This window comes from Longimicrobiaceae bacterium (assembly GCA_036375715.1).
Taxonomy (GTDB): domain Bacteria; phylum Gemmatimonadota; class Gemmatimonadetes; order Longimicrobiales; family Longimicrobiaceae; genus DASVBS01.
This window is the reverse complement of sequence record DASVBS010000045.1, coordinates 58,776-78,231: the sequence shown is the minus strand read 5'-3', so window position 1 is coordinate 78,231 and position 19,456 is coordinate 58,776. Positions and strand designations below refer to the sequence as shown.

23 protein-coding genes are annotated in these 19,456 nt (G+C 67.1%); all 23 read left to right on the top strand.

Going from position 1 to position 19,456, the window contains the following annotated elements; genetic code table 11:
• On the top strand, nt 1-866 hold an 866-nt coding region (sucC, locus tag VF167_08840), incomplete at its 5' end, for an ADP-forming succinate--CoA ligase subunit beta (GenBank protein ID HEX6925525.1).
• Entirely contained in the window at nt 863-1,738 is an 876-nt protein-coding gene (sucD, locus tag VF167_08835; GenBank protein ID HEX6925524.1) for a succinate--CoA ligase subunit alpha, read from the top strand. The genes sucC and sucD, both read left to right, overlap by 4 nt.
• 40 nt (nt 1,739-1,778) lie before the next feature.
• Nucleotides 1,779-2,672, top strand: a complete 894-nt coding sequence (locus tag VF167_08830; GenBank protein HEX6925523.1) for a CBS domain-containing protein — start codon at nt 1,779-1,781, stop codon at nt 2,670-2,672.
• Nucleotides 2,673-2,832: 160 nt separating this feature from the next.
• The gene (gene ndk, locus VF167_08825) at nt 2,833-3,258 is read left to right on the top strand and encodes a nucleoside-diphosphate kinase (GenBank protein HEX6925522.1); all 426 of its coding nucleotides are present in this window, start codon (nt 2,833-2,835) and stop codon (nt 3,256-3,258) included.
• Between the two features lie 19 nt (nt 3,259-3,277).
• A complete protein-coding gene (locus VF167_08820) occupies nt 3,278-3,640 on the top strand; it encodes a phage holin family protein (GenBank protein HEX6925521.1) in 363 nt (120 codons plus the stop codon).
• Between the two features lie 142 nt (nt 3,641-3,782).
• Nucleotides 3,783-4,292, top strand: a complete 510-nt coding sequence (locus VF167_08815; protein HEX6925520.1) for a DUF177 domain-containing protein — start codon at nt 3,783-3,785, stop codon at nt 4,290-4,292.
• 23 nt (nt 4,293-4,315) lie between these two features.
• Nucleotides 4,316-4,498: a 50S ribosomal protein L32 gene (gene rpmF / locus VF167_08810; GenBank protein ID HEX6925519.1), complete on the top strand. Its 183-nt coding sequence runs from the start codon at nt 4,316-4,318 to the stop codon at nt 4,496-4,498.
• A 15-nt stretch (nt 4,499-4,513) separates the two neighbouring features.
• Nucleotides 4,514-5,512, top strand: a complete 999-nt coding sequence (gene plsX / locus VF167_08805; protein HEX6925518.1) for a phosphate acyltransferase PlsX — start codon at nt 4,514-4,516, stop codon at nt 5,510-5,512.
• Nucleotides 5,509-6,507: a beta-ketoacyl-ACP synthase III gene (locus tag VF167_08800; protein ID HEX6925517.1), complete on the top strand. Its 999-nt coding sequence runs from the start codon at nt 5,509-5,511 to the stop codon at nt 6,505-6,507. Before plsX ends, VF167_08800 begins: the two co-directional genes overlap by 4 nt.
• Nucleotides 6,504-7,451 carry an ACP S-malonyltransferase gene (gene fabD / locus VF167_08795; protein ID HEX6925516.1) on the top strand — a complete coding sequence of 316 codons (948 nt, stop codon included), beginning with the start codon at nt 6,504-6,506 and terminating at the stop codon, nt 7,449-7,451. The genes VF167_08800 and fabD overlap by 4 nt, the downstream gene beginning before the upstream one ends.
• Before the next feature lie 4 nt (nt 7,452-7,455).
• The gene (gene fabG / locus VF167_08790; GenBank protein HEX6925515.1) at nt 7,456-8,193 is read left to right on the top strand and encodes a 3-oxoacyl-ACP reductase FabG; all 738 of its coding nucleotides are present in this window, start codon (nt 7,456-7,458) and stop codon (nt 8,191-8,193) included.
• Between the two features lie 61 nt (nt 8,194-8,254).
• Complete coding sequence (locus tag VF167_08785; GenBank protein HEX6925514.1) at nt 8,255-8,491, top strand: acyl carrier protein; 237 nt, start codon at nt 8,255-8,257, stop codon at nt 8,489-8,491.
• Nucleotides 8,492-8,537: 46 nt separating this feature from the next.
• A complete protein-coding gene (gene fabF, locus VF167_08780; protein ID HEX6925513.1) occupies nt 8,538-9,788 on the top strand; it encodes a beta-ketoacyl-ACP synthase II in 1,251 nt (416 codons plus the stop codon).
• A 134-nt stretch (nt 9,789-9,922) separates the two neighbouring features.
• A complete protein-coding gene (gene ispF / locus VF167_08775; protein ID HEX6925512.1) occupies nt 9,923-10,441 on the top strand; it encodes a 2-C-methyl-D-erythritol 2,4-cyclodiphosphate synthase in 519 nt (172 codons plus the stop codon).
• 9 nt (nt 10,442-10,450) lie between these two features.
• A complete protein-coding gene (locus tag VF167_08770) occupies nt 10,451-11,059 on the top strand; it encodes a DedA family protein (protein ID HEX6925511.1) in 609 nt (202 codons plus the stop codon).
• The gene (gene xerD / locus VF167_08765; protein HEX6925510.1) at nt 10,999-12,006 is read left to right on the top strand and encodes a site-specific tyrosine recombinase XerD; all 1,008 of its coding nucleotides are present in this window, start codon (nt 10,999-11,001) and stop codon (nt 12,004-12,006) included. Before VF167_08770 ends, xerD begins: the two co-directional genes overlap by 61 nt.
• A 215-nt stretch (nt 12,007-12,221) precedes the next feature.
• Nucleotides 12,222-12,839 carry an aminodeoxychorismate/anthranilate synthase component II gene (locus VF167_08760; GenBank protein ID HEX6925509.1) on the top strand — a complete coding sequence of 206 codons (618 nt, stop codon included), beginning with the start codon at nt 12,222-12,224 and terminating at the stop codon, nt 12,837-12,839.
• Between the two features lies 1 nt (nt 12,840).
• Nucleotides 12,841-14,340 (top strand): hypothetical protein, encoded by a 1,500-nt coding sequence (locus VF167_08755; GenBank protein ID HEX6925508.1) that lies wholly within the window; start codon nt 12,841-12,843, stop codon nt 14,338-14,340.
• A 188-nt stretch (nt 14,341-14,528) separates the two neighbouring features.
• Entirely contained in the window at nt 14,529-15,335 is an 807-nt protein-coding gene (kdsB, locus tag VF167_08750; GenBank protein HEX6925507.1) for a 3-deoxy-manno-octulosonate cytidylyltransferase, read from the top strand.
• Nucleotides 15,332-17,008 (top strand): CTP synthase, encoded by a 1,677-nt coding sequence (locus VF167_08745; GenBank protein HEX6925506.1) that lies wholly within the window; start codon nt 15,332-15,334, stop codon nt 17,006-17,008. The genes kdsB and VF167_08745 overlap by 4 nt, the downstream gene beginning before the upstream one ends.
• Nucleotides 17,005-17,874: a 3-deoxy-8-phosphooctulonate synthase gene (kdsA, locus tag VF167_08740; GenBank protein HEX6925505.1), complete on the top strand. Its 870-nt coding sequence runs from the start codon at nt 17,005-17,007 to the stop codon at nt 17,872-17,874. The genes VF167_08745 and kdsA overlap by 4 nt, the downstream gene beginning before the upstream one ends.
• The gene (locus tag VF167_08735) at nt 17,871-18,440 is read left to right on the top strand and encodes an HAD hydrolase family protein (GenBank protein HEX6925504.1); all 570 of its coding nucleotides are present in this window, start codon (nt 17,871-17,873) and stop codon (nt 18,438-18,440) included. The genes kdsA and VF167_08735 overlap by 4 nt, the downstream gene beginning before the upstream one ends.
• Nucleotides 18,437-19,453 carry a KpsF/GutQ family sugar-phosphate isomerase gene (locus VF167_08730; protein ID HEX6925503.1) on the top strand — a complete coding sequence of 339 codons (1,017 nt, stop codon included), beginning with the start codon at nt 18,437-18,439 and terminating at the stop codon, nt 19,451-19,453. Before VF167_08735 ends, VF167_08730 begins: the two co-directional genes overlap by 4 nt.
• Nucleotides 19,454-19,456: the final 3 nt, after the last annotated feature.

Genomic DNA, 19,456 nt, shown 5'->3' with positions numbered 1-19,456 from the left:
CGGAGGACATCGGCACCGAGGCGTACGTGGGGATCATCGTGGACCGGGAGAGCAAGAAGCCCGTCTTCATGGTCTCGGCCTCGGGCGGGGTGGACATCGAGGAGGTGGCCCACACCAACCCCGAGGCGATCCGCAAGCTCCCCGTCGACCCGCGCTACGGGCTCCTCCCGCACCAGGCGTACTGGCTCGCCACCGAGCTCTACGACGACGTGAAGCAGCAGAGGGCGGCGGCGAAGATCATGGCGCAGCTCTACGACTCCTTCTTCGACGCCGGCTGCTCCCTCGCCGAGATCAACCCCCTCATCACGACCCCCGCGGGCGAGGTGAAGGCGATCGACGCGAAGATGAACATCGACGACAACGAGCTCTTCCGGCGGCCGGAGATCGAAGCGCTGCGCGACGAGAGTGCCGAGGCGCCCTCCGAGGTCGCGGCGCGGCAGGCGGGGCTCACCTTCATCAAGCTGGACGGCAACGTCGGCTGCTGCGTGAACGGTGCCGGCCTGGCCATGGCGACCATGGACCTCGTCAAGTACTACGGGGGAGAGCCGGCCAACTTCCTGGACATCGGTGGGTCGTCGAACCCCGAGAAGGTGGTCAACGCCCTCCGCATCATCACCTCCGATCCCAACGTCCGGGTCATCCTCTTCAACATCTTCGGCGGGATCACGCGCTGCGACGACGTCGCCAACGGCATTGTCACCGCGACACGGCAGATCGACATCGCCGTGCCGATCGTGATCCGGCTTACTGGAACCAACGAAGAGAAGGCGGTCGAAATTCTGGAGGCGGCGGGGTTCAGCGCGATGACCGACATGGACGAGGCCGTCGAACGGGCTGTGAACCTCGCCAAGGGAGAGGGCAAGTGAGCATCTTCATCGATCAGGATACGCGCCTCGTCGTACAGGGGATTACAGGGCGCGATGGATCGTTCCACACGCGCCAGATGCGCGAGTACGGAACCCGCGTGGTGGCGGGGGTGACTCCGGGGAAGGGCGGGCAGAAGTTCGACGACGCCGTGCCGGTGTTCGACACAGTCGAGCAGGCGGTGCGGGAGGCGGGCGCGAACACCTCGGTGATCTACGTGCCCCCGGCCTTCGCGGCCGACGCGATGTTCGAGGCGGCCGATGCGGGCATCGAGTTCATCGTCTGCATCACCGAGGGGGTTCCGGTGCTCGACATGATGCGCGTGCGCATGTACGTGCAGGAGAAGGGCGCGCGTCTGCTCGGGCCGAACTGCCCGGGGCTGATCTCACCCGGCAAGAGCAAGGTGGGCATCATTCCCGGCAACATCACCGAGCCAGGCCCGGTGGGTCTGGTCTCCCGATCGGGGACCCTGACCTACGAGGTGGTGGCGAAGCTCAAGGGGGCGGGGATCGGGACCACCACCTGTGTCGGCATCGGTGGTGATCCGATCAACGGCACCAGCTTCATCGACTGCCTCGCGGCCTTCGAGGCCGATCCCGAAACCAAGGCCGTGGTCATGATCGGGGAGATCGGCGGCACCGATGAGCAGGAAGCCGCGCGGTATGTCCGTGAGAACCTGAGCAAGCCGGTGGTGGGCTTCATCGCGGGACAGACGGCCCCACCGGGTCGGCGGATGGGTCACGCCGGGGCGATCATCTCCGGTTCTGCGGGCACGGCCGAGGAGAAGATCCGTGCCTTCGAGGAGAGCGGGATCGGCGTGGCCCGCCGGCCGCTGGACGTGGTGGGTCTGATTCGCGACGCGCTCGCCGCCTGAAAGCCGCCTCTGCGGCTCCCGGTACAACCCTCGAGGCACCATGCGCTTGAGCGAAATCCTGCGTCCGGAGCACGTGATCGTGCCCCTCCAGGCGGACACCTTCCGCGCCGCGGTGCGGGAGCTCGTGCAGCGCCTCGTCGATACCGGCGCGTTGATCCACCCGGAGCGAGTCGAGCGGCTGACTTCGGAGGATCGGGTCCGCGACGTGGTCCACGTCGGCGACCGGATCCTCCTGCCGCATCTGCGCACGGATGCGGTCGCGGACCTGGTCGTGGCGATCGGGGTCGCACCGGAGCCGATGCGCACCCCGGGCGGCCCGAGCGAGCCGACCGAGCAGATCGTGGTGCTGGTGCTGGCACCGCCCTCGGCGGCCAACCTCTACCTGCAGATGGTGGCCGCGCTCGCTCGCGCGCTGCGCTCGGAGGGGGTGGTCGAGCGGATGCTCGCTGCCCGGACTCCGGAGGAGATCCTCGCCATCCCGGAGCTGGGCAACCTGGCGGTGCAACCACGCCTGACCGTGCGCGACATCATGACGCAGCGGGTGCACCGGGTCTTCCCCGATACGCCGGTGAGCGAGCTCCTGGAGCTGATCATCCGGCACGAGCTGAAGGCGGTGCCGGTGGTGGGGGAGAAGCGGGAAGTGCTGGGGATGGTCACCGACCGTGACCTGCTTCGCTTCCTGCTCCCGCAGGTCGTCCAGGCCGGCACAGGCGAGCCGCAGGAGCTCAAGGCCCAGGAGCGCTCCCTGCAGGACACCCCGGTGCGGGAGATCATGTCCCGGTCGGTGATGTGCATCTCCGAGGACCAGAGCCTCGCGGAGCTGGCCTCCATCATGGTGAACAAGGACGTCGAGCGCCTCCCCGTGGTGAGCGAAGGCAAGCTGACCGGCTTCCTTACGCGGAGCGACATTCTGCGCAAGCTGTTCGGCAAGTAAAGCCGAAATTACGAATTACGAATTACTAAATCGTGCCGGTGGGCGCGCGGTGCCGGAACGGAAAGTCGCAGCTACCGAATTCGTGATCTCCATCCGTGATTCGTAATTCGTGATTCGTAATTCGTAATTCGAAATTCGTAATCGATCAGAAAGATCTCGAATGTCTCGAACGTTAGCGATCATCAAGCCCGACGCCGTCGCGGCCGGGCACGCCGGGAAGATCATCGCCCACCTGGAGCGGGAGGGGTTCCGGGTTCGGGCGCTGCGCATGACGCGCCTGAGCCGGGAGCAGGCCGGCGCCTTTTACGCCGTGCACCGGGAGCGGCCGTTCTACGCCGAGTTGGTGGACTTCATGGTTTCCGGGCCGGTGATCCCGATGGTCCTGGAGCGCGACGACGCGGTGGCCAAGCTCAGGGAGGTGATCGGCGCCACCGACCCGGCCGAGGCGGCGGAGGGAACCGTGCGCAAGCTCTACGCGGAGTCGAAGGGACGGAATGCGATCCACGCGTCCGACTCCGATGAGAACGCGGCAGTGGAGGTGGCGTTCTTCTTCGCCGAGTCGGAGCTGACGGCGAACGCCGCCTGAGGGCGGCAGGCGCAGCGAGATGAACCTGCTCCTTCGCTGGTTGATATCGGCGGTGGGTGTGGCTGCCGCCGTCTACCTCGTCGAAGGGGTGCACCTGGAGGGCGGCACAGGGTCCTTCTTCGTCGTCGCCCTCATTCTGGGGCTGGTCAATGCGCTGGTACGCCCGATTCTGAGCTTCCTCGCCTGCGGCCTGATCTTTCTGACCCTGGGGCTGTTCCTGCTGGTGATCAATGCCGCCATGCTCCTGCTGACGGAGGCGATCGCGCAGTCCATCGGACTGCGCTTCTTCGTCGACGGCTTCTGGGCTGCCCTGCTCGGGTCGATCGTGATCAGCCTGGTGTCCTTCCTGGCCTCGTGGCTGCTGAGCGGCGAGGAGCGCTGAGGCCGCGGCTCGCGTCCTGCACACCGGTGAAAGGGTAGGGTCCAAAGGCCCCGGGGAGGCAGTCGCAAACCCAGTCTACACGCTGCCTTCGCGCCCTTCCCGCGGTTGACACTTGCCCGTCGCTGCGCTAATTTTTCTGTTTATGCCGATTTTGAACCTGGCGGATGTGGCCCGCGGCGAGGCGCGGGTGGAGGGCCAAATTTTGCCCTCCGATCCGCTGTGGGAGGGGTCGGAGGTGAAGTTGGAGGGGCCGCTGCGGGTCGATCTTCGCGCGCAGTCCGTGGGTGAGGGTGTGCTGGTGCGCGGGGAGATGAAGGTTAGGCTTGCCCTCGAGTGCCGCAGGTGCCTCGAACCCGTCGTGCGGGAGCTGGACGACGAGGTCACCCTTCTTTTCGAGCCCCTCAACGGCGAAGAGGTAGCGGATCTGGAGGGGGAGGTGTACCCTCTTCCCGCGCGCGGGGACTACGTGGATCTGGGTCCACCGCTGCGGGAGGAGTTGATCCTCCGGCTGCTCGACTATGTGGTCTGCTCGGAGTCGTGCCGCGGGCTCTGTCCGAAATGCGGCGCGAACCTGAACGACGGGACCTGTGACTGCGTTCCGGAGGAGGAGTCGAGCCCCTGGTCCGCGCTCAAGAAGCTCAAATTCGACTGACCATCACCCGAGAGGGCTGAACAATGGCCGTTCCGAAGAGGCGTCAATCCAAGCAGCGGCAGCGCAAGCGTCGTACGCACGTAAAGGCGCGCATGCCGGCGCTTCGCAGCTGTCCGCGTTGCGGCGATCCCCAGGTGCCGCATCGCGTCTGCCCCACCTGCGGCTATTACCGTCAGGTGCAGAGGCTCGAGATCGAAGAGCTCTAACGCGGCATTTCCGCCATGCGGATCGCCCTGGACGCGATGGGTTCCGATCGTGCGCCCACCATCGAGGTCGAGGGCGCGATCGGGGCACTTCGCACACTCCCAGGCTCTTTCACTCTCGTCCTGGTTGGAGACCGCGAGCGCATCGAGGCTGAGCTGGCGCGGCACCCGGGTGCCTCGCGGGAGAGGATCGAAATCGTTCACGCTCCCAGTCGCATCGAGATGGGAGAGCCGCCGGCCCAGGCGATCCGCCGCAAGCCGGATTCTTCGATCGTGGTCGGCCTCTCCCTGCAGAAACAGGGGGAGGTCGACGCGTTTATCAGCGCCGGATCCACGGGTGCGGTCATGGCCGGCTCGCTGGTCATCCTGCGCCCCCTGCCCGGCGTGGATCGCCCTGCGATCGGCACGGTCCTCCCCACGCGGAACGGGCAGACGCTTCTCATCGACGCCGGCGCGAACGTCGATACCCGCCCCTCGCACCTCCTCCAGTTCGCTCACCTCGGCTCCATCTACGCTCGCGACCTCATGGGAGTGGAGAATCCCCGGGTCGGTCTGCTGAACATCGGGGAGGAGCCGGAGAAAGGTGACGAGCGCTCGGTGGAGGCTTACGGGCTCCTCGCTGCCTCGCCGTCGCTGAACTTCGTCGGGAACGTGGAAGGGCGGGGAATCATCGAGGAAGAATGCGACGTGCTGGTGTGCGATGGCTTCGCCGGCAATGTCCTGTTGAAGTTCTACGAGTCGGTGGCGGCCTTCTTCGTCGATCTCGTGCGAGCAGAGGTGGAGGCGACCTCCGCAACGCTCGACCTGAGCCGTATCGCTCAGATCCTCGACTACACTGAATATGGCGGCGCCCCGCTTCTCGGCGTGAACGGCGTCACGATCATCTGCCACGGGGGCTCGCCCCCCCGCGCGATCGTGGCGGCCATCCGGGTGGCGGTCCAGGCCGTGGAGAATCATATGGTGCAGCACATCCAGAACCGTCTGGCGCGTCTGACCGCGCCTCAGGGGCAATCGTGAGCGGGTCCCGTCCGGTCCCGCGCGCGCGCATCGTCTCTACCGGTCGCTTCATCCCCGAACGGGTGGTGACGAACGCCGAGATGGAGACGATGGTGGACACTTCGGACGAGTGGATCCGCACGCGAACCGGCATCCGCACGCGGCACCTGGCGTCTCCGGAGACTGGCGCGGCGGACATGGGAGCGGCCGCGGCGCGCGCCGCGCTCGACGAGGCAGGCCTCGCTGCGACCGACATCGACCTTATCATCGTGTCGACGGCCACGCCCGACCGGCTGCTTCCCTCGACCGCCTGCGACATCCAGGCCCTGATCGGGGCCACCAACGCGGCGGCGTACGACTTCGCCACTGCCTGTTCCGGCTTCCCCTTCGGGCTCTCCCTCGCCACCGGTCACATTGCCGCCGAGCAGGCGAAGAACGTGCTGCTCGTCTGCACCGAGAAGATGAGCTCGATCGTGGACTGGACGGACCGCAGCACCTGCGTCCTCTTCGGGGACGGCGCGGGCGCGGCGGTTGTGCAACCCTCCGATGGCGAGTCGGGCCTTCTCTCGACCTTCATGCGCTCGGACGGCACCCTGGCCGAGCTGCTCTGGCGTCCGGCCGGTGGGACCCGCATTCCCATCGAGCTGGTGGTGCTCGACGAGCGTAACCACTACATCCGCATGGCGGGACCCGAGGTCTTCAAGAACGCCGTCCGTTCGATGTGCGAGGCCGCCAGCGAGGCGATGGTGCGCGCGGGGGTGACGAGCGAGGAGATCGACCTCCTGGTCCCCCATCAGGCGAACCTGCGGATCATCGAGGCCACGGCGAAGTATGCCGGCATCCCCATGGAGAAGGTCTTCGTCAATGTCGACAGGTACGGCAACATGAGCTCCGCTTCGTTGCCGGTCGCCCTCGACGAGGCGCGGGAGCAGGGGCTCGTGGGCAAGGGCTCGCTGGTCCTGATGGTGGCTTTCGGCGCGGGGTTCACCTGGGCCTCCAACGTGGTGCGCCTGTGAGCGACGCTTCGGGCCCGGTCGGGCTGCTCTTTCCGGGCCAAGGATCGCAGCGCGTCGGAATGGGGAAGGACCTGGCGGAGGCCTTTCCCGTCGTTCGCTGGACCTTCGAGGAAGCCGACGACGCGCTCAGCTTCAATCTTTCCCGCCTCTGCTGGGAGGGGCCGGAGGAGGAGCTTACGCTCACGGTGAACGCGCAGCCGGCGCTGCTGGTGCACAGTGTGGCCGTGTGGCGATTGCTGGAGGAAAGGCAGTCGCTCGCGACCATTGCTGCCGGCCACTCGCTCGGTGAGTTCAGTGCGTACGTCGCGGCGGGAGGGATGGAGTTCGCCGATGCGGTTCGGACCGTGCGCCGACGGGGAGAGTTGATGCTGCGCTCCGGTGAGGAGCGGCCCGGCACGATGGCGGCGGTTCTGGGCCTGGATGATGCGGTCGTCGAGTCGGTCTGTCAGCAAGCATCCGATGCGGGCGACGGCGTCGTCGTACCCGCCAACTACAATGCGCCCGGACAGGTGGTGGTCTCCGGCGACGTGGAGGCCGTGCGGCGTGCGGAGCCTCTCCTGGCGGAAGCGGGAGCACGAAAGGTTGTGCCGCTGAACGTCTCGGGTGCCTTCCACTCACCCCTCATGGCTTCCGCTGAAGAAGGTCTGCGCGAGCAGCTCGAGAGCGTCCCCCTGTCCGATCCCCGTCTCCCGGTGGTCTCCAACGTCACCGGTGAGCCGGTGAAAGAGGCGGCGACGGCGAGGGACCTGCTCGTTCGCCAGCTGACCTCGCCGGTGCGGTGGGTGGAGGTCGAGCGCGCCATGCTGGAGGTTGGCTTGGAGGAGTGTTGGGAGCTCGGCCCGGGCAACGTGCTGGCAGGGCTGATGAAGCGTGTGACGCGGGACGTGCCGACGCGAACGCTCGGGACCGTCCAGGAGATCGATCAATTCTGGGGGAGGGGGTGAACCGGTGCAGGAGCTGACGTCACAGGTCGCGCTGGTCACAGGAGGATCCCGCGGGATCGGCTTCGCGGTAGCAAAGGAGCTGGCCTCGGCGGGTGCACGGGTGGCGGTGGTGGCGCGGGATGAGGCGCGCGCTCAGGCCGCCGCCGCGGAGCTGCCCGGTGAGGGGCACGCCGGCTACGCCGCCGACGTGGCGGATTCGCAGAGCGTGAACGAACTGGTCAGTCGGGTCGAGGCCGAGCTGGGATCCCCGGACGTGGTCGTCAACAACGCCGGCGTGACCCGGGACAACATCCTCATGCGGCTGAAGGATGAGGACTGGGATGTAGTGATCGACACCAACCTCCGCGGTGCCTTCAACGTCATCCGGGCGGTTACCCGCGGGATGATGAAGAAGAAGGCCGGGAGGATCATCAACATATCGAGTGTGGTGGGCCTGTCCGGCAACAAGGGGCAGGCGAACTACGCCGCCTCCAAGGCCGGTCTCATCGGGCTGACCAAGGCGGTGGCGAAAGAGCTCGCTTCCCGGGGCATCCTGGTGAACGTGGTCGCGCCGGGCTACATCGAGACCGACATGACCGCGGAGCTACCCGAGGCGGCGCGCGCGGCGCTGCTAGAGCAGATCGCCCTGGGCCGGCTCGGCCGCCCGGAGGACATCGCCTCGGTGGTGCGATTCCTCGCCGGGCCCGGTGCGAGCTACATTACCGGGCAGGTGCTGGTGGTGGACGGTGGAATGGTCATCTAGTAGGATGCAGGCGCCCGTGTAGTTTCGCGGAGACCGATAACATTTTCCAAGGAGCAGAGCGATGGCGGACATCGAGGCCAAGGTCAAGGATATCATCATCAACGAATTGGGGGTGGAGGCCGAGAAGGTGACCAACGAGGCCTCGTTCGTCGACGATCTGGGTGCGGATTCCCTCGATACGGTCGAGCTGGTGATGGCCTTCGAGGAGGAGTTCGGGATCGAGATTCCGGACGAGGACGCGGAGAAGCTCCAGACCGTGGGCGACGCGATCGAGTACATCAAGCAGAACCAGAGCTGAGTGGCACTGACTTGATGCTCAGCATCCGATCCGGAGGACTCGCGTAATGAGTCGCCGAGTGGTGATCACCGGAACCGGTCTGCTGACGGCGGTCGGGAAGGACGTTCACTCGAGCTGGACGTCCCTTCTCGAAGGCCGAAGCGGCGCGGCCGAGATCACGCAGTTCGACGCGTCGGACTTCCCCGTCCGGTTCGCCTGCGAAGTCAAGGACTTCGATCCGGCGGATTACATCGAGCGCAAGGAAATCAAGCGGACCGACCGCTTTGCACAGTTCGCGATCGCCACGGCGGTGCAGGCCATGCGCGAGGCGGGACTGGAAGATGACCTGGGGTCGGTCGATCCCGAGCGCTTCGGAGTGATCATCGGGAGCGGCATCGGCGGGATTTCGACCTTCGAGGAGCAGCACGGGAGGTTTGTGGAGAAAGGGCCCAGCCGCGTGTCCCCCTTCTTCGTCCCGATGTTCATCGGCGACATCGCCGCGGGCCTCGTCTCGATCCGCTATGGCGCGAAGGGGCCCAACTACGCCACGGTCTCGGCGTGCGCCTCGGGGGCGCACGCCATCGGCAGCGCATTCCGCTCGATCCAGGTCGGCGAGGCTGACGTGATGATCACGGGCGGGACGGAGGCGACGATCACCGGCATGACGGTGGCCGGATTCGCCGCGATGAAGGCGCTCTCCGAGCGTAACGATTCGCCCGAGACGGCCAGCCGCCCGTTCGACGCCACCCGTGACGGCTTCGTCATGGGAGAGGGCGCGGGGATGCTCGTACTCGAGGAGCTGGAGCACGCCCGCGCGCGTGGCGCCAATATCGTCGCGGAACTGGTCGGTTACGGGCAGACGGCCGACGCGTACCATATCACCGCGCCGGCCACCGGTGGCGAAGGCGCGGTGCGGGCGATGAAGATGGCGCTGCAGAGCGCAGGCGCGGGGCCCGAGGACGTGGACTACATCAATGCGCACGGCACCTCCACCCCGGCGAACGATCTCAACGAGACGCTCGCCATCAAGGCGGTGCTGGGCGACCGCGCGCGCGAGGTCGTCGTCGGCTCGACCAAGTCGATGACCGGTCACACGCTCGGCGCGGCGGGCGGCCTGGAGGCGGTCATCACCGCCCTCGTCTGCCGGGAGGGGAAGATCCCGCCCACGATCAACTACTCGAACCCCGACCCGGAATGCGATCTCGACTACGCCACGAACGGCATGGTCGAGCGACCGGTCCGGCTGGCCCTGAGCAACAGTTTCGGTTTCGGCGGACACAACGTCTCTCTGGCGATCCGACGCTGGGACGGGGTCTGAGCGCCCCGTCGCGCCGGGCGCAGGGATGGCAGGGAACAGGGCGACCAAGGCGACCTGTTCCCTGTCTCACATGGAGGCCCGAACGGCGCCGGGCAGGCGTCGGTAGGACGCGAGTTTACCCTGTCTTCTGAACCATGCGCATCGGCCACGGATACGATTCGCACCGCTTCGAGGCTGGGCGCCCGCTGGTGCTGGGCGGCGTGACCATCCCCTCCGACGTGGGGTTGGCCGGGCACTCGGACGCGGATGCCGTGGCCCATGCGGTGACCGACGCCATCCTGGGCGCAGCGGGCCTCGGCGACATCGGTAGCCACTTTCCCGACAAGGATCCTTCCTGGAAGGACGCAGACTCCCTGAGCCTGCTTGCGCGGGCAGTCCACCTCCTCGAGGGGGAGAATTACCAGGTCGTCAACGTGGACGTCACTGTGGTGGCGGAGCGCCCCCGGATCGGACCGCACGTGGCAGAGATGCGCGAGCGTCTCTCGGGGGTGCTCGGCATCTCACCGGGTCACGTGTCGATCAAAGGGAAGTCGAACGAGGGGATGGGGTGGGTCGGTCGGGAGGAGGGGATCGCCGTCCTGGCGGTCGCGCTGATCGACCGTATCGAGGATCAGGCGCGACTCTTCGCCCGACACGGGCGGCCCAACGGCTGAGGCCCCAGCGTGGCCGAGACAATTGAGCGGCTGCTGAGCTGGTTGGGCGGCGCCTCGGCCGCCGCGGTGTATCTCGTCCTCGGCGCCATGGCGGCACTGGAGAACCTGGTGCCTCCCGTTCCCGCGGATGTGGTGGTGCTCTTCGGCGGGCTGCTCGCGGGACGCGGGGTTGCCAACCCCTGGATCGTTTTCGTCGTGGTCTGGGGGGCAAACGTGCTCTCGGCCCTGTTCGTGTACTACGCAGGCCTGCGGTATGGGGCGGGCTTTTTTGCCGGGCGTTTGGGCCGGCTGATCCTGCATCCGGGGCAGCTCGAGAAGCTCGCCGTCTTTTACCGGCGGTTCGGTATCGGCGTGGTGTTCATCAGCCGCTTCCTGCCGATGTTCCGCGCGGTGGTGCCGGTGTTCGCGGGAGTCGCGAGGATCGGGTTCTGGCGTACGGCGCCCCCGGTGGCGCTCGCGTCGGCGGTCTGGTATGGCGCCCTGGTCTATGTCGGAGGCTGGGCCGGGCGCAACTGGGACCAGCTGTTGGCGCTGGTCCGATCGGTGGGTCTCTGGGCGTGGGTGATCGCACTGATCGCCGCGGCGGGAGTCGTCTGGTGGTGGTGGAAGAGCCGGTGAGCCGCGGCCCGGACCGGCAGGGGCCGAGGGGAGAGGAGGAGGCGGCGGCTCCCGATCGTCGCCTCTTTCATCTGTCGGCCTTCCTTGACCACCTGCGCTTCGAGCGAGGGCTCTCGGAGCAGACGCTGCGTGCGTACGAGCACGATGTGGCTCGGCTGGCCGATTACCTCGCCCTGAAGGGTCTGAGCTCGCCGGGTGCCGCGACGACGGCCGACCTGCGTAGCTTCATCCACCACCTCAAGGACCTGGGCCTGGCTCCCTCCTCGGTGGCGCGCAACCTCTCCGCCATTCGCACCTACTATGGCTTCCTGCTCGGTGAGAGCCTGGTGGTCTCCGATCCGAGCGAGCGCCTCCAGACGCCCCGCGGCTGGCGCACCCTGCCCGAGGTGCTCACGATAGAGGAGGTGGAACGGCTCCTGAACGCACCGGATCTGTCGCACCCGCTCGCCTGGAGGGACCGGGCGCTGCTCGAGTTTGCCTACGCCAGCGGAGTGCGGGTGTCCGAGCTGATCGAGCTCCCGCTCCGCCAGCTGCACCTGGACGAGGGGTACGCGATCGTCTTCGGGAAGGGGAGCAAGGAGCGCCTGGTTCCCATTGGTCGCAGAGCGGTGTCGGCCCTGTCGATCTATATTCGGGAGGTGCGGCCGCGGCTGGAGCGGGGTAGGGGAGAGGGAAGGGTCTTCCTGAACGCCCGTGGCGGCCCGTTGACCCGCATGGGCGTGTGGAAGATCCTTCGCGCTCATGTGGAGCGGGCGGGGATCACCAAGCCGGTGAGTCCGCACACGCTGCGGCACTCCTTCGCTACGCACCTGCTGGAAGGCGGCGCCGACCTGGTGGCGGTGCAGGAAATGCTCGGCCACGCGGACATCTCGACCACGCAGGTGTACACGCACGTGGACCGCACCTACCTGACGCAGGTGCACCGGTCGTTTCATCCGCGGGCGTAGCGCGCCGCGCGGAGCGCGGCGCGAATTACGAATTACGAATTACGAATTACGAATTACGAATTACGAATTACGAATTACGAATTACGAATTACGAATTACGAATTACGGGTTACGGGTTAGGATACTCGCCTGGCAGGATAGTCGCTGAGCTGCCGCGGGTAGACCGGGAGCCCGCCCTAAGTAAGAATCCGTAATTCATAATTCGTAATTCGCCGATGCCTCTCGGATCTATATCAAGTGAACACACCTATGTTATGATATTAGTTATAGATAATTACGATAGCTTCACCTGGAATCTAGTGCAATATCTGGGGGAGATCGGGGTGGAGCCGGTGGTGAAGCGGAACGACGAGGTGACGCTGAAGGAGGTGGAGGCGATGGCGCCGCAGGCGGTGGTCATCTCGCCGGGGCCGTGTACGCCGGCGGAGGCGGGGATCTCGGTGGAGCTGGTCCGCACCTTCGGACCGCGCATCCCCATCCTGGGGGTCTGCCTGGGCCACCAGGCGATCGGCGCGGCCTACGGCGGCTCGGTGGTGCGTGCCAGGCGGCTGATGCACGGCAAGACCTCTCCGGTGGCGCATCGGGGCGAGGGAGTGTTCCGCGACATCCCCTCGCCGTTCACGGTGACCCGCTACCACTCGCTCGTGATCGAACCGTCCGATCTTCCCGCCGAGCTGGAGGTGGTGGCCTGGACGGACGAGGAAGGATTCCAGGACGAGATCCAGGCGGTGCGGCACCGCACGTATCCCGTCTGGGGGGTGCAGTTCCACCCGGAGTCGATCGCCAGCGAGCACGGGCATGCGCTGCTCCGCAACTTCCTCTCGCTGATCTGAGGTGCGGAACCTCTGGCTCGCGCTGGCGCTCCTCTTCCTGATCGCGGGTGAGAGCGTCGCCCAACGGCTGGTGGTGGAGGGCAGTACGGACCACCCGGCCGCCTCGGCCCTGCGGGAGATCGCCGATCGAAACGATTACTGGATCATCGATCGCGACACGGTCCTGCCCGCGACCTTCCAGCATGAGGGGGACCTGGTGGTGGTGGACGCCACCGTTCGACTGGAAGGGACAGTGAGCGGATCGGTGGCGGTGGTGAGCGGCTCCTTCTTCATCCGTCCAGGAGCGCGAGTCGGCGGCGTCGCGGTGGCGGTTGCCGGCACCATCGGTTCGTCCGCACTGGCCACGGTCGGCGATACCCTCTTCCTCCCCCTCGATTACAACGTCGTGGTCGAGCAGCGGGGCGCCGAATACAGAGTGACCCTGCGCGCTCCACCACGACCTCCCTTCATAAGGACCCAGGGAGTCCTAGGCGTCATCATCCCCTCCTACGACAGGGTGAACGGCGTGACCGTGCGGGCCGGTCTGGCGGGGGGCTTCGGCACCGACTCCCTCCGGCCGCACTACGAGGTGATCGGCAGCTACTACAGCGCCCGGGGCGACGTAGGAGCGACGGGCCGTCTCCTCCTCCCGTTCGGTGGACGCGCTCACCTGTCGGTGAGTGGCGGGCGTACCGTGGAGACGCACGACGAATGGATTCGCGGTGACCTCTCCAACAGCCTATCCGCACTGCTCGTCCGCTCCGATGTCCGCAACTACTACGAGTCGGATTTCGTCGAGGTGCGGGTGGAGCAGCTTCCGCCGCTCACCCTGGCGACGCGACAAGGGTACATCGTCCCGCGGCTGGGTGTGCGTGCATCGCGGGACCGGTCGCTTCGCGCCCGTGATCCCTGGACACTCTTCGGGGACGAGCCCTGGCGAGAAAACCCGCCGGTCTTCGAGGGCACCCTCACCTCCGCGCTCGCCGGCTTCAGCGCCGGATGGCGCGGGGTGACTTCGGGTTTCATCAGCAGTGCCGACCTGGAGTGGGCATTTCCGTCCCCTGAGGGGCGTAGCTGGGGAGAGCGCTCGTTCGTCCAGCTCGTCCTCGATGGTCGCTGGACCATGATCGCCCTCTGGGACCACTCGCTCGAGCTCCACGGGCACGTGATGCAGAGCTTCGGTCCCGATCCCGCCCCTCCCCAGCGCTGGTCGCTCATCGGGGGGCCCGGCACCCTTCCCACCCTGAGGAAGGGCGAGCTGCGTGGCGACAATCTCGTCTTCCTTCAGTCTACCTACGCGGTCCCGCTGCGTTTTCTGGTGCTTCCTTACGCGGGCATCCCGCAGCTCGCAGCGCGACACGCCGTGGGCAGCGCGTGGGTGAGCAATACTGATGCACCCCGGTGGCAGCAGAACGTCGCGGTGGGTGTGCGCCAGAGCGTGGCCGATCTCTTCCTCTACCTCGATCCCGCCGAAGCGGATCGCGACCCGCATTTCAGCATAAGCTTCCACCTACCCTTCTGAGCACCTTCCCGGGCTTCGCGAGCCGTGGCCCACCGGCGCGCACGACCCTTTAATGCGTATCCCCCGATGAGCGATGGAGAGCGTGAAAAAGGACGCTCCGGCACTTTGACAAAGGGCCGCGGCGCCGCTAGCTTTTCTGGCGTGAATATTGCTAACAGGCCGCCGATTCTTCGCTCCGGGAGGGGCGGTTGAAGGACGGGATTCTGGGGGTGATCCCGGCCCGACTGGGCTCCACGAGGCTGCCTCGGAAGCCGTTGCACCCGATCGCCGGACGACCGCTCATCGAATGGGTCTGGCGGCGGGCGGCAGCGGCGGACCTTTTCGAGCGGCTGGTCATCGCCACCGACAGCCCGGAGATCGTGCGGGTGGCCGAGGGATTCGGGGCCGAGGCGGTCCTCACGGACCCGGCGCATCCCTCCGGCACCGACCGCGTGGCCGAGGTGGCCCGCCGCCCCGAAAACCAGCGTTTCCGCGTGATCGTGAACGTGCAGGGCGATGAGCCGTTCGTCCGCACCGACCAGCTGGTGCCTCCGATCGAACTGGTGCGCGAGGAGGGGTGGGATATCGGGACTGCAGCCACTCTCCTTCGCTCGGTCGAGGAGTGGCGAGACCCCGCGGCGGTGAAGGTCGTACGCGGCGCCGATGGCGCCGCTCTTTACTTTTCCCGCGCCCCCATCCCCTATCTCCGGGACGCCGAGCCCGATGCGGCCGATCTGGCATCCGGAGCCTTTCTACGACACCTCGGTATTTACGTATACGCTGCGGACGCGCTCGCCCGCTGGGTCTCCCTACCGGAAGGGGAGCTCGAGCGCATCGAGCGGTTGGAGCAGCTCCGCCCGCTCGCCGCGGGCGTGCGTATTGGCGTGGCAATCGTCCCGCCGGTGGAAGGTGGGGTGGACACGCCGGAAGACGCGCGCGCGGCGGAACGGCGGCTGCGGCAGGAACTGGATCTCAACGACGGCCTCTCCGAACCACGAGACGAACTGGCCCGATGACCGAAACGAACACGACGCCCACCAAATTCATCTTCGTCACCGGCGGGGTTGTCTCGTCGCTGGGTAAAGGAATCGCGGCCGCTTCGCTCGGTCGGCTGCTGGTCGAGCGGGGGCTGCGGGTCACCATCCAGAAATTCGACCCCTATATCAACGTCGACCCGGGTACGCTGTCCCCCTTCCAGCACGGGGAGGTATTCGTCACCGACGACGGAGCCGAGACCGACCTGGACCTCGGCCACTACGAACGCTTCATCGACCAGTCGCTCTCGCAAGCGAACAACATCACCACCGGCCGCATCTACCAGGACGTCATCACCAAGGAGCGCCGCGGTGACTATCTCGGCGCCACCGTTCAGGTCATCCCGCACATCACCGATGCAATCAAGGGAGCCATCCGACGGCTCGCCCCGAACCACGACGTCGTGATCACCGAGATCGGTGGGACCGTCGGTGACATCGAGAGCCTTCCGTTCCTCGAGGCGATCCGGCAGTACCGGCAGGAGGTCGGGCGGGAGCACACGCTGTTCGTGCACGTGACCCTGGTTCCCTACATCGCCGCGGCGGGAGAGCTCAAGACGAAGCCGACCCAGCACTCGGTGCGGGAGCTGATGGAGATCGGAATTCAGCCGGATATCCTGATCTGCCGCTCCGAGCGCCCGATTCCGGTGGAGATGCGCCGCAAGATCGCACTCTTCGCGAACGTGGACGTGAACGGCGTCATCGAGGCGCCGGACGCGTCCACGATCTACGAGGTGCCGCTGCAGCTTCACGCTCAGCACCTCGACGACCAGGTAGTGGCGCGGCTCAGGCTCGAGACACAGAAGCCGGACCTCACCGAGTGGCGCGACCTGGTCGAGCGCATCAAGCGCCCGCGTCGCGGGACCGTGCGCATCGCGGTGGTGGGCAAGTACGTGGCCCTCATCGACTCCTACAAGTCGGTACAGGAGGCCCTGATCCACGGCGGCATCGCCAACGACGTGGGAGTGGAGATTGCCTGGCTGTCCTCCGAGGACTTCGAGAACGGCAGCTCCGCGGATGAGCTGCTCGCCGGCTTCGACGGCCTCCTGATCCCCGGTGGGTTCGGCGTGCGTGGCGTGGAGGGAATGCTCAACGCGATCGGCTCCGCCCGGCGCACGGGGCTGCCCTTCTTCGGCATCTGCCTGGGGCTGCAGACCGCGATCATCGAATTCACGCGTAGCGTCTGCGGCCTGGCCAATGCGCACTCGATGGAGTGGGACGCTGAAACCGAGCATCCGGTGATCTGCCTCATGGATGCCCAGCGCCAGATCACCGATCTGGGCGGCTCGATGCGGCTGGGATCGTTCACGGCGCGTCTGCAGCCGGGGTCGCGCGCGGCGGAGATCTACGGGTCACTCGAGATCAGCGAGCGGCACCGCCACCGCTACGAGGTCAACAACGCATACCGCGACGCGCTGGCCGAGGCGGGGATGGTGGTGAGCGCGACCTCTCCGGATGGGAACCTGGTGGAGATGATCGAGCTGCCGGATCACCCCTGGTTCCTCGCCACGCAGTTCCATCCGGAGCTGAAGTCGCGCCCGAACCATCCGCACCCGCTCTTCGCCTCCTTCATTGCCGCTGCTGCGAAGCGGCGGGCGGAGAAGCGGGAGATCGCGGAGCCGAGGGTAGACACCTTCGCGGGGGCAGCGCGGTGAGCCCGAGTGTGCACGGTACGTCGGTCGAGGCGCTCTTCCGGCCCGGGGGAGGCTTCTTCCTGATCGCGGGTCCGTGCGTGCTGGAGGACGACGCGCTGAACCTGACGGTGGCGCGGGAGCTCCGCGCGGTTAACGAGGAGCTGGGGATCGCCATCATCTTCAAGTCGTCGTTCGACAAGGCGAACCGCTCGTCGCTCTCCTCGGCGCGGGGGCCCGGCCTGGAGGAGGGGCTCCGCAAACTGGCCCGAGTTCGCGAGGAAACGGGGCTGCCGATACTCACAGATGTGCACGAGTCCTATCAGTGCGAGCCGGTGGGCGAGGTGGTGGACGTGCTGCAGATCCCGGCCTTCCTCTGCCGCCAGACCGATCTACTGCTGGCCGCGGGCCGCACCGGGCGGGCGGTGAACGTGAAGAAGGGGCAGTGGATGGCCCCGCACGAGATGGGCAATGCCGTGCAGAAGCTACGCGCCGCGGGCGCTGGCGGAGTCGCGGTGACGGAGCGGGGAACCGCCTTCGGCTACGGCAACCTGGTGGTCGACATGCGCTCCTTCACCGAGATGCGGGAGGCCTGCCAGGCCCCCACCGTCTTCGACGGTACGCACTCCGTGCAGCGTCCCGGTGCGGGAGCGGTCAGCGGAGGCGACCCTCGCCACATCCCCGCGCTCGTGCGGGCGGCTACCGCGGCCGGTGCGGATGCGCTCTTCCTCGAGGTGCACCCGGAGCCAGCCGGGGCTCCGTCGGACGCCACCAACATGCTGCGCCTCGACCGGCTGCGGCCGCTCCTGGAGGACGTGTTGGCGATCCGCCAGGCGCTCGGACGTCCTGTGGCCGGGGATGCCGCGCCTGGGAGCTCCGCGACCCGATGAGCCGGCACGAAGCCGGGCTGACGGACCGGGAGCGGGCGGCGGCGGTCCGGTTGGTGGGGTTGGACGTGGACGGGGTAATGACGGACGGCGGCCTGTATCTCGGCGCCACCCGCGGGGGTGAGCGCATCGAGGTGAAGCGGTTCGACATCACCGACGGGCTCGGGATCCATCTCCTGCAGCAGAGCGGGATCGAGGTCGCTATTGTGACCCGGCGCTCGTCGGAGGCGGTGCGCTTGCGGGCGGAGGAGCTCGGAATCCGGGAGTGTCACCAGAACGCCTCGCCGAGCAAGCTGCCGGTCCTGGAATCGATTGCGCGAAAGCTCGGAGTGGGGTTGGAGGCGGTGGCGTTCATTGGAGACGACCTTGCGGACCTGCCGGTGCTGCGTCGGGTGGGCTTTCCCATCGCCGTGGCCAACGCGGTTCCGGAGGTGCGGGCAGCCGCGCGCTGGGTGTCGACACGGCCAGGCGGATTTGGAGCCGTGCGCGAGCTTGCGGAGTTCCTGCTGCGGGCCCGGGGAGAGTGGGTCACAGCGGTCGAACGGTATACGGGGAGGGAAGAAGCGTGACGCCGCGCGCACCGGAGCAGGAGCGGCGGCGACCCAGCCGCATCGACGCCGACCCGGAGACGCTGGTCGCCGAGGCGCGGCGCGTCCTGAAGATGGAAGCGGACGCGGTGGCAGCGCTGGCGGATCGGGTGGGTGACAGCTTCGTCGCCGCGGTGGAGGCGGTGATGGAGTCTCGGGGAAGGGTCATCGTCTCCGGCGTCGGTAAGTCGGGGCTGGTGGGTAGGAAGATCGCGGCGACGCTGACCTCCACCGGCACCCCGGCCACCTTCCTCCACCCGGTCGAGGCGCTGCATGGCGACCTCGGCATCGTGGATCCGGGGGACGTCGCGATTCTTCTCTCCAAGAGCGGCGAGTCGGAGGAGCTCCACGGTCTGCTCGAATACTTCCGGCGGGTGGGGGTGGTGATCGTGGCCATCACCGGCCGTAGCGACAGCACGCTCGCCCGCCACGCCACCATCGTGCTCGATGCCGGTGTGGCGGAAGAGGCCTGTCCCCATGATCTGGCCCCCACCACCTCGACCACAGCGGCGCTGGCCCTGGGGGACGCCCTGGCGGTCGCGTTGCTGCGGCGGCGGGGCTTCGATCGGGAGGACTTCGCCCGCATTCATCCGGGCGGAGCCCTGGGCCGACGCCTCCTCATGCGCGTGCGTGACGCAATGCTGGTGGAGGACCTGCCGACACTCGGCCCTACCGCGACGATGCGCGAGTGCATCGTGTTGTTGGCCGAAAAGCGCGGCACGGTGGCGGTGGTGGACGACGACGGGAAGCTCCTGGGGGTTGTGACGGCGGGCGACCTGACACGGCTGATGGAGCGCGAGAACGACGTCTTCGACGTGCCGGTCGAGCGGGTGATGACGCGCTCGCCGCGCACGACCCGACCGGACGAGCTTGCGGCTGCCGCCGTGGGTATCATGGAGCGCCACGGCGTGATGGCGCTGCCGGTACTGGACGAGGACCGTCGCGTGATCGGCATGGTGCACCTACACGATCTCATGCGGGCAGGAGCGATCTGATTG